The organism is Micromonospora sp. NBC_01699 (assembly GCF_036250065.1).
Taxonomy (GTDB): Bacteria; Actinomycetota; Actinomycetes; order Mycobacteriales; family Micromonosporaceae; genus Micromonospora_G.
Map to the genome: position 1 here is coordinate 6250190 of NZ_CP109199.1, position 13295 is coordinate 6263484.

General features: G+C 71.4%; 11 protein-coding genes. 5 read left to right on the plus strand and 6 right to left on the minus strand.

Annotated elements, in window-relative coordinates; all coding sequences use genetic code 11:
* Positions 1–71 precede the first annotated feature (71 nt).
* Positions 72–404 carry a YnfA family protein gene (locus OG792_RS25350; RefSeq protein WP_329102961.1) on the plus strand — a complete coding sequence of 111 codons (333 nt, stop codon included), beginning with the start codon at positions 72–74 and terminating at the stop codon, positions 402–404.
* Positions 405–439: 35 nt separating this feature from the next.
* Here OG792_RS25350 and OG792_RS25355 read toward each other — a convergent pair whose 3' ends face one another.
* Positions 440–1105: a DUF4232 domain-containing protein gene (locus OG792_RS25355; protein WP_329102962.1), complete on the minus strand. Its 666-nt coding sequence runs from the start codon at positions 1103–1105 to the stop codon at positions 440–442.
* 297 nt (positions 1106–1402) lie between these two features.
* Here OG792_RS25355 and OG792_RS25360 point away from each other — a divergent pair, with 297 nt between their 5' ends.
* A complete protein-coding gene (locus tag OG792_RS25360) occupies positions 1403–3214 on the plus strand; it encodes a carbohydrate-binding module family 20 domain-containing protein (RefSeq protein ID WP_329102964.1) in 1812 nt (603 codons plus the stop codon).
* Between the two features lie 39 nt (positions 3215–3253).
* Here the strand turns inward: OG792_RS25360 and OG792_RS25365 are convergent, their stop codons facing one another.
* Positions 3254–3709, minus strand: a complete 456-nt coding sequence (locus OG792_RS25365) for an SRPBCC family protein (protein WP_329102965.1) — start codon at positions 3707–3709, stop codon at positions 3254–3256.
* Between the two features lie 185 nt (positions 3710–3894).
* On the opposite strand from OG792_RS25365, the gene OG792_RS25370 reads away from it, so the two are divergent.
* Both OG792_RS25370 and surE read left to right on the plus strand, forming a co-directional pair.
* Positions 3895–4872, plus strand: a complete 978-nt coding sequence (locus tag OG792_RS25370; RefSeq protein WP_329102966.1) for a 1-phosphofructokinase family hexose kinase — start codon at positions 3895–3897, stop codon at positions 4870–4872.
* Positions 4869–5705: a 5'/3'-nucleotidase SurE gene (gene surE, locus OG792_RS25375; RefSeq protein WP_329102969.1), complete on the plus strand. Its 837-nt coding sequence runs from the start codon at positions 4869–4871 to the stop codon at positions 5703–5705. Before OG792_RS25370 ends, surE begins: the two co-directional genes overlap by 4 nt.
* Before the next feature lie 117 nt (positions 5706–5822).
* On the opposite strand, the gene OG792_RS25380 is transcribed toward surE, so the two are convergent.
* Positions 5823–6191: an STAS domain-containing protein gene (locus tag OG792_RS25380; RefSeq protein WP_329102971.1), complete on the minus strand. Its 369-nt coding sequence runs from the start codon at positions 6189–6191 to the stop codon at positions 5823–5825.
* 865 nt (positions 6192–7056) lie between these two features.
* On the opposite strand from OG792_RS25380, the gene OG792_RS25385 reads away from it, so the two are divergent.
* On the plus strand, positions 7057–7485 hold the full coding sequence (locus tag OG792_RS25385; RefSeq protein WP_329102972.1) for a hypothetical protein: 429 nt from the start codon (positions 7057–7059) through the stop codon (positions 7483–7485).
* 180 nt (positions 7486–7665) lie between these two features.
* On the opposite strand, the gene OG792_RS25390 is transcribed toward OG792_RS25385, so the two are convergent.
* The 3 genes from OG792_RS25390 to OG792_RS25400 form a co-directional block, all read right to left on the minus strand.
* Positions 7666–10443: a cellulose binding domain-containing protein gene (locus OG792_RS25390; RefSeq protein ID WP_329102974.1), complete on the minus strand. Its 2778-nt coding sequence runs from the start codon at positions 10441–10443 to the stop codon at positions 7666–7668.
* Positions 10444–10737: 294 nt separating this feature from the next.
* On the minus strand, positions 10738–11172 hold the full coding sequence (locus OG792_RS25395) for a hypothetical protein (RefSeq protein ID WP_329102976.1): 435 nt from the start codon (positions 11170–11172) through the stop codon (positions 10738–10740).
* A 23-nt stretch (positions 11173–11195) separates the two neighbouring features.
* Positions 11196–13232, minus strand: coding sequence for a hypothetical protein (locus OG792_RS25400; RefSeq protein WP_442932500.1), 2037 nt, complete (start codon positions 13230–13232; stop codon positions 11196–11198).
* Positions 13233–13295 lie beyond the last annotated feature (63 nt).

A 13295-nucleotide genomic window follows, 5' to 3' on the forward strand; every position in this document is an offset into this window, starting at 1 on the left:
CACGGCGCGCAGGTCGCGTCGCGGGGAGCCCCACTGCCGTCTCCGGGCCGGTGACAACCGACAATGTTGCCGTGACCGTCGCCCGATCGCTGCTGTTGTTCCTGCTCGCCGCCGTCGCCGAGATCGGTGGCGCCTGGCTGGTCTGGCAGGGCGTACGCGAGCACCGGGGGCTGCTGTTCGTCGCCGCCGGGATCCTGGCGCTGGCCGGGTACGGCTTCGTCGCCGCCTTCCAACCGGACCCGAACTTCGGCCGGGTGCTGGCCGCGTACGGCGGGGTGTTCGTCGCCGGGTCGCTGGCCTGGGGTGTTGTGGTCGACAAGTTCCGCCCGGACCGCTACGACCTGACCGGTGCGGCGATCTGCCTGGTCGGTGTTGCGATCATCATGTACGGCCCGCGCGGCTGACCGGCCGAACCGCCCCGCTCGCTCTCACCCGCCCGTCACCAGGCGACGACGCCCTGGCGGCTGGGCTGGATCGTGCCGATCTGTACGCTGCTCAGCGGCAGTTCGGTGACCGTCTGGTTGCCGCCGTCGACGCCGGTCACGTGGGCGACGACGAGGTCGGTGTCGCCGGCCGGACCGACCCGTACGGTGCTGGCCACCGAGCAGTTCTCCGCTGACTTGTCGCAGGTCGTCCACTTGATCCCGGCGAACGCGGACTCGCCGGGATCGAGGTACGCCGCGACGGTTTCGCCCGGCTCGCTGACCCGCTGCTGGCTGACCTTCAACAGACCGCCGTCGGCTGCCTCCAGCCGCAGGTTGACCCAGCCCTCGACCCGGCACTGCGCGGATCCGGCGTTGGTCAGCAGCAGCATCGCCATCCCGGCCCGCTGGATCGTCAGCTCGGCCTTCAGACCCTTGGCCGGGCAGGCGGCCACCGCACCACCGGCCGCCGGGGTGGCATTGCCGGGGGCGGTGCTGGCGTTGCCGGGGGCGGAGGTGGCGCCGCCCGACGCACCGGGCTCGACACCGGCCGTCGCCGACGCGCTGGCGCTGGCGCCGGGTACGGCGGCCCCCGGTGACCCGGGGCGGTCCTCGGCGCAGGCGCCGAGCGCGGCGATCGTCGAGGCGAGGCAGGCCACGACCAGGAAACGGGTCGAACGCATGGATTACCCACTCTTCCGCAGACGTCAGGGGGTTCAGCGGCGAAACCACCCACACCGGACCGCCCAGCAGAATCTCACGCCCATCCCCCACCGGCAACACGAGGCCCATCGTCCGGATGATCACCAAGGGTTCGGCTCGCCCCGACCGGCCGAACTCTTCCGGATCACGAAGGGCCACCGGCAGAGGCATTCCTATTAGGACATTGTCGGGAGTAAATTGTTAATCGAATCGCAACACGGGCGCTACCAGCAAGGTCGCCTCCCCGTCCCGCGTCGCTCTACCCCCGAAGGATCTCCATGGGTGTCCGAAGAAAGCGCGCCGCCGTCACCACCGCCCTGTTCACCACCGGCCTGCTGGTCGCCGCGCTGCTCGCCGGCACAGTCGCTCGACCGGCCGAGCAGGCCACCGCGAGTCCGGCCAGTCCGGGCAGCAAGGACGTCATCGTCCACCTGTTCCAGTGGCCGTGGGCATCGGTCGCCAACGAGTGCACAGGCGTGCTCGGCCCGAAGGGCTTCGGCGGGGTGCAGGTCTCCCCGCCGCAGGAGCACGTCGTCCTGCCCGACCGGGGTTACCCCTGGTGGCAGGACTACCAGCCGGTCAGCTACCAGCTGACCAGCCGCCGGGGCAACCGGGCCGCCTTCGCCGCCATGGTGCAGACCTGCCACAACGCCGGGGTGAAGATCTACGTCGACGCGGTGGTCAACCACATGGCCGGCGGGGCGTCCACCGGGGCCGGCAGCGGCGGGTCGACGTACGGTCACTACGCCTATCCGGCGGTGCCGTACGGGACGGGCGACTTCCACCACTGTGGGCGCAACGGCAACGACGACATCGCCAACTGGGGCGACCGCTGGGAGATCCAGAACTGCGAACTGGTGGACCTGTCCGACCTGAGGACCGAGTCGTCGTACGTGCGCGGCAAGCTGGTCGCGTACCTCAATGACCTGGTCTCGCTCGGCGTGGACGGCTTCCGGGTCGACGCGGCCAAGCACCTGCCGGCGGCGGACCTGGCGGCGATCGTCGACCCGGTGACCGGCGATCCCTACGTCTTCTCCGAGGTGATCGAGGGCGGTGCCGGCGAACCCACCCCCGAGGAGTACGCCGGCGTCGGCGACGTCACCGAGTTCCGGTACGGCGACGTGGTCGGCACCGCCTTCCGCGACGGGACCCTGTCGAATTTGAACAACCTCGCCTCGTCGATGCGGCTCGGCTCGGCCGACGCGGTCGCGTTCGTCGACAACCACGACACCCAGCGCAACGGCCGGGCGAAGTTGACCTACCACAACGGCTCGTCGTACGCGCTGGCCGAGGCGTTCATGATCGCCTGGCCGTACGGGGTGCCGCAGGTGATGTCGAGCTTCACCTTCACCGATCCGGAGGTCGGCCCACCGACCAGCGGCGGCACCACCACCTCGGTCGACTGTGCCAGCGGCTGGGCCTGCGAGCACCGCTGGCGGACCACGGCGAACATGGTCGGGCTGCGCAACACCGCGGCCGGCGCGGCGGTCACCAACTGGTGGAGCAACGGCTCGAACCAGATCGGCTTCGGCCGGGGCAGCGTGGCGTACGCGGCGTTCAACCGGGGCGGGACCGCGCTGGCCCGGACGTTCCAGAGCAGCCTGCCGGCGGGCACGTACTGCGACGTGATGGCCGGCGACTACTCGGCCGGCACCTGCACCGGGGCCCGGTACACGGTCAACGCCGCCGGTCAGTTCACCGCCACGGTGCCCGCCAACGGCGCGCTGGCGCTGCACGTCAACGCCCGTACCGCCGCCACCCCGACGAGCAGCCCGCCGCCGGGGCTCTGCGCCGGTGCCACCACGGTCACCTTCGAGGTGAACGCGACCACCGTCTGGGGGCAGAACGTCTTCGTCACCGGCAACACGGCGGCGCTCGGCAACTGGGATCCGGCGAGCGCGGTGCCGCTGTCGTCGGCCGCGTACCCGGTCTGGCGGGCCTCGGTCACGCTGCCGCCGAGCGCGCCGGTGCAGTACAAGTACATCAAGAAGGACGGGTCGCAGGTGATCTGGGAGAGCGATCCCAACCGGACCCGCAACCCTCCGACCTACGCGCCCTGCACCGCCACCTGGTCCGACACCTGGCGGTGAGCCGATCGTGGTGCCCGCCCCCGGTCGGGCGGGCACCACTCAGGCGGTGGGGCCGGCGTCGAGGGTGGCCCGGATCCGCGACCCGAGGGCCAGGTGCGCGGTGCGTGCCTGCCGGAACGCGTACGCGAACAGCGGTCCCGGCGCGGACAGCGTGATCTGTACGTCGATCCGGGTGACCCCGTCCGGTTCGGAACTGAGCCGGGCGTGGTTGCGGACGGTGGTGTTCGGCCACTGCCGGGCGACCGTCTCCACCTCGTCCTCGGTCGCCTTCAGGATGTCCGCCTGATAGGTGGTGCGGAACGTGAACGGTCCCCAGGCCAGCCGGTCGGAGATGGTGTAGCTGTGCAGCGCGCCGGGGCGGGCGGGCCGGGGTCGGACCGAGATGATCAACGGGTGCAGGTCGGCCTGCGCGTTCAGGTCGGCGAGCAGCCGTACGGCGTCGGCCCGGCCGCACCGTGCCTGCACCGTGTAGTGGAAGACGTCCTGCTTCGGCACCGGCTCTCCTCGGTCGATGGATGCCGGACAGTGCACCACGTGAACGCCGTTCGCGACAGCCCGTACGGCGGGCGGGGTCGACGGCGGAATCGACGGTCGGTGTCGACGGTCCGTGTCGACGATCGGTTGAGCGATGTTCGCCAATCTGCCGCCCGGCGTTCGCCGGGTAGGGAAACGTGGGGGTCATGAATGCCCACGTCATGGTCTTCGCGCCCGCTCCACAACTGACAGTGACCATCGATCAGCCGGCCGACGAGTCGGAACTCCACCTGCATCCCGGTGGCCAGGGGGTCTGGCAGGCCCGCATGATCACCTGCCTCGGCACCCGGGTGGTGCTCTGCGCCAGCCTCGGCGGCGAGATCGGCCAGGTGCTCGAACCGCTGCTGGCCAGCGAGGGGGTCGAGCTGAAGGTGGTCCGCCGGGACTCGTCCAGCGGCGGGTACGTGCACGACCGCCGCGACGGCCGGCGGGACGAGATCGTCGACGTGCCGGGGCACGCGCTCAACCGGCACGAGCTGGACGACCTCTACAACCTGACCCTGGCCGAGGGGTTGCGAGCACCGGTCAGCGTGCTCAGCGGGCCGGGTCACCGATCCCTGGTGCCGCCGGACATCTACCGGCGACTCGCCGCCGACCTGGGCGGCAACGGCAGCCGGGTGGTGGCCGACCTGTCCGGCGAGCACCTGCGCGCGGTGCTCGACGGCGGGGTGTCGTTCCTCAAGGTCAGTCACGAGGAACTGCTCCGGGACGGCCTGGCCGACGACGACAGCGAGGCCGAACTGACCCGGGTGCTGTACGAGCTGCACGCGACCGGGGCCGAGTCGGTGGTGGTCAGCCGGGCCGACGAGCCGGCGCTGGCCCTGGTCGACGGCGAGGTCTACGAGGTGCACGGGCCACGCCTGGAGGCTGCCGATCCACGTGGCGCCGGCGACTCGATGACCGCCGGGGTGGCGGCCGTACTGGCGGGCGGTGGCGGGCTGGAGCTGGCCGTGCGTACCGGTGCGGCGGCCGGGGCGCTGAACGTGACCCGGCACGGGCTGGGCACCGGCCGACCGGACTCGATCGCCGGCCTGGTGGAGCGGGTCCGGCTGACCCCGGTCGGCGCCGGTCGGCAGGACCGGATGACGCCGGACGACTTCGCCGGACGGGCGGCCGGCCGGTGACCGTACGGGTCCTGGTCACCAACGACGACGGGATCGCCGCGCCGGGCATCCGGTGGCTGGCCGCAGCGGTGGCCGACCGGGGGTACGACGTGGTGGTGGCGGCGCCGGCCGAGGAGGCGAGCGGCACCAGCGCGGCGATGATCGCGGTGGAGCGGGAGGGCCGGGTGGTCGTCGAGGAGCACACGGTCGAGGAGCTGACCGGGATCCCGGCGTACGGGGTGGCCGGGTCGCCGGGCTTCATCACGTTGATCGCGATCCACGGCGCGTTCGGGCCGCCGCCGACGGTGGTCGTGTCCGGGATCAACCGGGGCGCCAACGTGGGGCGGGCGGTGCTGCACTCGGGCACGGTCGGGGCGGCCTTCACCGCCGCCGCGAACGGCTGTCACGCGATGGCGGTCTCGCTCGACGTGCTCTCCGTCGGCGATGCCACCGCCGGCAGCGGTGGGGCCGCGGTGGCCGCCTCCGGGCGGTTCGGCGACGAGGCACGCAACTGGGCGACGGCGGCGCGGGTGGCGGTGGAGTTGCTGCCCCGGTTGACCTCGGGACCCCGGTCGAGCGTGCTGAACGTGAACACCCCGGACCTGCCGTACGAGCAGCTGCGCGGCGTACGGGCCGGCACGCTGGCCGGGTTCGGGCAGGTGCAGATGACCGTGGCCGAGTCGGGGCGGGGTTTCGTCCGGACCGCGCTTGAGGAGTCCGGCGAGCCGGTGCAGCCGGGTACGGACGTGGCCTGGTTGGCGGCCGGTTATGCCTCGGTCACCGCGATCCGGGCGGTCACCGAGGCGACCGACGTGGATCTGTCGGAGCTGGGCGACCCGGACGGGGATGGCTGAGTCGTTCCGTCACCTGACGGGGATGGCTGAGCCGGTTCCGTCACCGGCCGCGAGGTCGACGCCGGCCGGTGACGGAGGGTGGTTCGGTCGGACTGGTCCGGGTCGGGCCGGTCCTGGTCAGGCGCCGGGGAGTTGCGCTTCCGGCGTCGCCACCGCCCCGGAGAAGTACGGTTCGGGGGCACCGAAGAGACCGAGAAGTCCGGTGACCCAGAGTTGCCGGTGAACGAACCGGCTCGGTTCGGTGACGACCAGTTTCACACCGCTGACCTCGGCGGTTTGGAAACCGGCGACCATGGCGCTGATCCCGACCGAGTCGATGAAACTGACCAGCCGCATGTTGAGCTCGATCCGGGGCGGGCGCCCCTTCGCGAGCAGGCCGACAACAGCTTCGCGCACCTCGTACGCGGTGTCGACGTCGATCTCGCCACGCGGGGCGATTTCGACGACTCCACCAGGCAGGATCGACTTGGCGATCGACAGGCTCACGCGAGCACCTCCACTCGCCCAGATCCGGGCGCTTCATCAGTACGCGGGCCGCGACCGAGAGTATTCCTCGGATGGCCCCGGTCGCCACCCCTCCGGCACGGCAATCTATGCGGCCGGTCCGACAAAACAGCCCTTATCTAGTCATTCGTCAGCATATGTTCTCAGGATTCAGGATGCCACTCGCAGCCCCGTCCGGCCATCAGGGTATCCCCCGATCCGCCAGCCCCCGCTCAAGCGCGGTCACCACGCCGCCCCGATCCCCCCGTTCACCTGGCCCAAAGCGGTCGCGACCTCCCGCTTCCCGGCGGGTACGGGGAGAATGTGCGATGTGACACTTCCACCGCGCGGCGCATGTCACCTCCTTCCGCCCACGGCGCCCGTCGGCCCCCATCCGGGGCCGCCCGCCGGTCCATCCACGGGGGTGGACGCGCGCACCTAGACTCGGGGCCTCGACCGGCGCGCCTCCCCCCGGGTGCGCGCCCCGAGGGAGGACTGATCATGCTGAAGCGGTTACTCGGCCTGGCCGGCGTAGGTGTCCTGCTCGCTCTCGTACTGGCCTGTGGATTCGGGCCCGGCGGCGATGACGACGACGATGACGACGATGATTTCGCCCATGGGACGTCGATTGTCCTGATCCGCTAGCTCACCGACTGCTTTTCACGATCTCGAAGAGTTTGGCCGGTCACAGCGAGCCAAACTCTTCGTGTCATGGGAGAACCCCGACGATCTCCGCCGTCACTTCCGTGGCGGCTCGCGGGTTTGCCGCCGGACATGTCCGGGCACCTCCGAAGCAACACGAAACCGCGCCGAACAGAAGGCTCTGTCCGAAGTGCCCGCTGCTTTCGGCTTCCGAGGAGGTACCACGATGTTCGGAACGAACCTGGTGGCGCGTCGCAGCAAGCCCGAACACATCGCCGACCAGGCGTGGCAGCACCTACAGGCCACGTTCGGTTCGGCCGGCGACAGCGTGCGTCACGTCGCACGCGACACCGCACATTCGGCCCGGCGGGGCACGACGCACCTCGCCGACGGGGCCGGCGACCGGGTCAGCTCGGTCGCCGACGAGGCCTGGCGGCGGGCCACGGCGGCCTCCGCCGCACTGGCCGGCCGCCGACCGGGACTGCCCTGGCTCCTGATCATCGGCGCCGCCGGAATCGGCGCCGCGATCGGCTGGGCCGCCGGCTCGGCCGCCCGCGCGATGATCGCCCGCGAGGGCGAAGATCCGAGTACGACCGAAAGCGTGGAGTTCGTCGAGCTCAGCCCGCCGAACCCCAGCGTGCACCTGAACAACTGACCGATCCACCCCGCCCACACCCACTGCCCACGGCTGTCGCCCGCCAACACCATCGGCGGACGACACCCGTGGGCAGTGCCGTTGATCATGAAGTTAGCGACAGAAATCAGGCCGGAAACGGTCGCCAACTTCATGGTCAACAGCGGGGTATGGGGTGGGGTGGGGTGGGGTGGGTGGGGGTCAGGTTCGGGTGCAGGTGGGCGGGGTTGGGGCCCCGTTGGTGCCGGTGTAGGAGGCCAGGAAGCCGAAGGTGGTGGTCGCGTTCGGGGCCAGCGCACCGTTGTAACCGACGTTGCGGACCGTCACGGCGGATCCGCTCTGGGTGTGCGTACCGCCCCAGGTCTGGCTGATGGTCTGGCCGTTCGGGAAGGTCCAGTTCACCGTCCAGCCGGTGGTCGGCGTGGTACCGGTGTTGCGTACCGTCACCTCGGCCTGGAATCCGCCCTGCCAGGAGCCGGTCACCCGGTAGGTGGCCGAACAGCCGCCGGCCGGTGCCGTCGTCGGTGGTGCCGTCGTCGGTGGTGTGGTGGGCGGCGTGGTCGGCGGGCGGGTGGTCGGTGGCGTGGTGGGCGGGGTCGTCGGCGGGCGGGTGGTCGGCGTCGAGGTGGGCGGGGTGGTCGGCGGGTTGGTCGGGCCGCCGAGCCGGTCGGCGTACAGGATGCCCCGGCCGTTGGTGCCCAGGTAGACGCGACCGTAGATCCGCGGGTCACCGGTGATCGCCTCGGCCGCGTTGCCGTACTGGTGCTGGTCGTCGTTGATCCGCACCCAGACCCCACCGGCGTTGTCCGAGCGGTACACGCCGGCCTTGCCGTCGATCGTCGCGTACGCGAACAGCGCCGGGTACGTCTGCCCCGGCGCCGCCTTACCGAAGCCGATGTTCACCGCGCCGGTCACGTTGCCCAGCCTCGTGAAGCTCGCGCCGGAGTTGGTCGAGTGCCAGATGCCGGTGCCGCCGATGCTGTCCCCGCCGGCCAGCCAGATGTCGCCCTCGGTGCCGGGCAGCGCCTTGAAGTGCACGTTTCCGCTGCTCGGCAGGCCGGTGGCGGCGCTGGCGGTGAAGCTCGCGCCGCCGTTGGTGCTGACGTAGAACCGGCCGCCACCGAAGGCGTAGAACTTGTTCGGGTTCACCCGGTCGGACTCGATCTTCGCGTTCGCCGGTACGCCGGTCGACGCGGTCCACGAGTTGCCGTAACCGACCGAGTAGACGACCTGCTGGCCGGAGTCGCCGGGAGCCCAGACGAACCGGCTGCCGTCGGCCGCGGCGGCGACCGTACCGCCGCTGTTGATCCCGCTCGGCTCCTGGGCCTGGAACCAGTTCGCGCCGCCGTCGGTGGAGAAGGCGACGTGGCTGTCGTTCGGCCGTTCCGAGTCGGTGAAGTTGCCGGACCGGACCATGATCGACGGGTTCGACTCGGCGAAGTCCAGGCTGGTGGTGCTGGTCATGTTCGGCTGGGTGAACATCATCGCCGGGACCGCGTCCAGGTTGGCGTGCCGGAAGCCGCCGATGTCGCCGAGCGCGCTGACCAGCGGTGCCCCGCTCGGCGGGCTGACCAGGTCGAGTACGGCGGTCTCCTCCAGCCCCCGCACCATCGGCCGGATGGTGAGCGTGCCGCCGGTGTCCCAGTTCTTGAGGTTGGTGGTGCCGTAGATGGTGGCGCCGGTGCCGTACATCATCCGGTTGCCGTCGAACGGGTCGATCTCCAGCGACTCGTTCATCCAGCCCAGCTTCGGTGACTCCTCCGGCGGGGCGGGGTTGGCGCCGAAACTCAGCCAGGGCGCCGAGCTGATGTCCATCGTGTAGCGCTTGGTCCGGTTGGGGTAGCTGCCGAAGTCCCAGATCCGGGTCCAGGTAGCGCCCCCGTCGGTGCTCCGCCAGAAGATCGCGTCCGGCCACCAGGAGATCTGAGTGGCGACCATGAGGATGTTCGGGTTCGTCCGGTCGATGGTCAGCCCGCTGTAACCGAAGTACGCGTCCGCGCTGCTCGACGGCAGCGGGCTGATCTGGGTCCAGGCCCCGGTCGCCCGGTTGAACTTCCACACGTCACCCTTGTTGCCGTCGTACGGGCCGCCGGTGTCGCTGGTGGCGATGTAGAGGAAGCCGCCGATGTGGTCCACCACGCCCTTGTGGGCCAGGTAGCCGGTGGGCTGCCCGGCGATCCGCTCCCACGAGGTGCCGCCGTTGGTGCTGCGGTAGACCGGGTTCTGCTTGTCGGCCACACCGACATAGATGGTCTGGGTGGCGTTGCCGGCCGTACCGGTGCTGCGGTCGAAGCTGACCCAGGTGACGCCCTGGTTGCCGTTGAGGTAGCCGTTCGGGTCGTTGGGGTCCTGGGCGTAGTTGCCGGCGTTGGGGAAGTTGGTCACCTTGGCCCAGGTAACCCCGTAGTCGGTGCTGCGCCACAGGCCGTTGCCGCCCTCGGCGCCGTAGTAGATGGTGCCGTTCCGGTTCGGGTCGACGGCCAGCCGCTCGCCCTGCCCACGGCCGGGCATGTTGCCGCCGACCTTGAACGGCAGCACCGTCGCCTGCCAGGTCGCGCCCCTGTCGGTGGAGCGCAGGATGGCGCCCGGGTTCGGGTCCCAATCGTTGGTGTACATGCCGACCGCGGCGTAGACCCGGTTGGTCTGGACCGGGTCGGTGGCGATGCTGAGCACCCCGTTCCAGCCCCACCGGTCGTAGCCGACCCAGTCCAGCAGCGGGGTCCAGGACTGGCTGCCCTGCTCCCAGCGGTAGGCGCCGCCGATGTCGGTCCGGGCGTAGATCAGGTTTCGTTCGGTGGGATTGAAGACGATGCCCGGCACGAAGCCGCCGCCGTCGATCCGGACGTTCTTCCACGAGTACGGTTCGGACGCGGCCGCCGCGGCCGGTGACGCGGACGGGCTGACGGCGACCTGGGCCACCACGGCCACCGCGCCGGCGACGACCACGGCCGCGAGCGCGCTGGCGAGACTTCTACGCATGTACGGCTCCCTCTGAGCGCTGACGCTGTTTAGGGGGGACGGAGAACCGCCATGCACGGTGCGCGTGGGCTTGCCGATACCGGTGAGCGGGCATGGGGCGTCGACTGCCGCGCCGAGCGCGTGCATGAGCGAGGGATGACGGTGGTGCGGAGCTGCCCTCGGCTTCCGCACCGGGCACGATTGGCTCCCGCACCGGTCTGGTGCAGACCCTCACACACGCCGGTCAGCGCTGTCAATAGTTGTATATTCAAACTAAAGAATGTGCGGCCGTACGGCCGAGTCGCCCGGTTCGGCCTACCGCGCCGGGCGGGGTTGCCGGATGGGCTCCCCGGTCGGCGGATCCGGATCGGGCGGCAGCGGCGGTTCCGGCGACTCGGGCGGAGTGCTCGGCTCGCCCGGCGGAACCGACGGCGGCTGGCCGGGCCCGGACGCGGGCGGTTGCGAGCCGGTCGGTGCCGGGCCGGTCGGTGTGCCGGTGCCGACCGGCGTACGCCCGGGGAACCGGCCCGGTGCCGGCGGCGCGAGAACGGGTACGGTCGCCGACGGGTCGGGGGTCGGCAGCCCCGGCGACACCGAATCGGTCGGGAAGGCGCTCGCCCCGGCGGAACCACTGGGCAACGGTGGCGCCGGCACCGGCTCGGGACGCAGCAGGGTGCCGCCCAGCCACACCGCCGGCCCCAGCCCGACCGCCACGATCCCGCCGAACAGCGCAGCCACTCGCCGGTCCATCCGCACAACCCTCCCCGGCCGGCTCAGCCGAGCCGGAACACCACCGCTCCGGCGACATCCTCACGGCTGATCCCGAGCCCCTGTGTGTCGCGGTTGAGCACATCCTGCCATGGCGTGCCGTTCAGATACTCGGGGAGCACGACAACTGTCCGGATGCCGATCTGCCTCAGGTACGCCACACTCGCCTGGTCGGGAAAACTCGGCGTCAGCGCCCGGATCTGTTGCTGTGCCGGCGGAACGAACGACGCGAGGCCGTTGGCGATCTGCGGGAACCCGTCGGTGGACCAGAGCATGACGGTGAACTCGAACGTGCCGTCGCTCGGCAGCACCAGCAGTGGTCCGGTCATCCCGCGCAGCACCGCCGGTTGCGGCTGCACCGGTGCGTGCGGGGTGGTGTTGAACCCTTCGAGCACCACCAGGAGCAGCGGCACCAGCATCAGCAACCGGATCACCCAGCCGGCCGCCGGACGCGCGGGCCGGACCACCGGGGCCGGCCGGTCCGGCGCCGACCGGGCGACCGGCACCGCGGGCCGGATCAACGCGCCGACCGCACCGGCACCGACCAGCTCGGCCCCGCTGGTCGCGGGCGCGTCGGCGCGGACTCCGTCGACCTCGGCCCCGTCCGAGGCCGCCGGAGCGGTCGGAGCAGCCGGAGCGGTCGGAGCAGCCGGAGCGGCGGTGGCGGACGGATCGGTGCCGTCGGCCGGGGACCCGGACGGGCCCTCGGTGCCGGCCGGCTCGGCCCGGCCGATCATGCTGACCACACCGGCGGCGAGGATGCCGAGCAGCAGCGTGGTCCAGAGGATCAGCCGGCCCGGCGTACGGATCGCGTCCCAGCCGGGCAGGTGCAGGAACAGGGTGGCGTAACCCGGATCGCCGTCCCCGCCGAAACTGGTACCGGCGGCGAGCGCGACGCTGACCAGCACCCCGGCGGCGAGCAGCACCCGGTGGCGTACCCGCCAGGCGGAGAAGAAGAGGCCGGCGAAGGCGAGCCCGATCAGCACCACACCGGGCAGCAGGGTCATCTCACCGGCGAACGGCAGCAGCTCACGGGCGGCCGCGTGCCGCTCCCCCCACAGCCACGACTCCGGCGGCGCGGTGAAGAAGCCCCGCAGCGGCGGCGAGAACTGCTCCAGGTGGGCCAGGGTGCGGCGGCCGTCCGGGTTCTGCTCGACCACCCTCAGGTACGGCAGCGCCATGGCGAGCGTGACCACGGCGAAGACCAGCCCACCGCCCAGGTCGGCGGCGAGCAGCCGGCCACCGAAGACCGGCCGGGTCGAGTGCCGCCACCAGGACCAGCCGTAGCCGACCCCGACCACCACGCAGATCAGCGCCAGGGCGTACCCGAACGGCAGGCCGATGCCGAAGCCGAGCGTCATCTGCCAGGCGGCGACCAGCCAGCCGGCCAGCGCCCAGCCCGGACGGCGGCGCTCCGGCCGGTAGCCGTGCGCCAACGACCAACCGTGGCCACGGGCGAGCATGGCCAGGGCGAGCGCGATACCGCCGATCGAGAGCACGTGCAGGTGCCCGGCCTGGGCCAGCTTCCACGGCGCGTACCCGAAGGCGACCCCGGCCAGCGCGGCCCCGATCCGGTTCGCGCCGAGCTGGCGGACCAGGGCGTACGCGCCGACGAAGGCGAGCGCGTGGACCAGCACGTACAGGATGTTGTAGCGGACGATGGCGGCGACCGGGCCCTCACCGATCATGCCGAACGGGGCGTAGCCGAGCAGGGTGTCGGAGTACGCGTAGGTGTAGCGCTCGGGGAAGAACGTGTTCGAGTGCCAGAGCTGGGTCGGGTCGGTGAGCAGGGCGTGCCCGCCCCAGGCGATCTGCCACGCCTGGAGCACCGGGTCGCCGGTGTCCTGCGGGATCGTCTGGGTGATGTCGCGCATCGTGGGCCAGGTGAGCAGTACGGCCAGCAGCAGCCCGCCGAGTGAGGCGAGGGTCCACTCGTGCCGCAGCAGGCGTACGACCGGAAGTAAGCCGGCACGGCCGCGCGGCGGCCCGACCGGCCGCTCGGGCACCGTGGCCGAGGCGGCCGTCCGGTCCCCCGCAGTCACCTCGTCGGTCGTCATCCGCTCTCCTCCACCCACGTCAACGCGCCTGTTCGATCGACAGTCGAT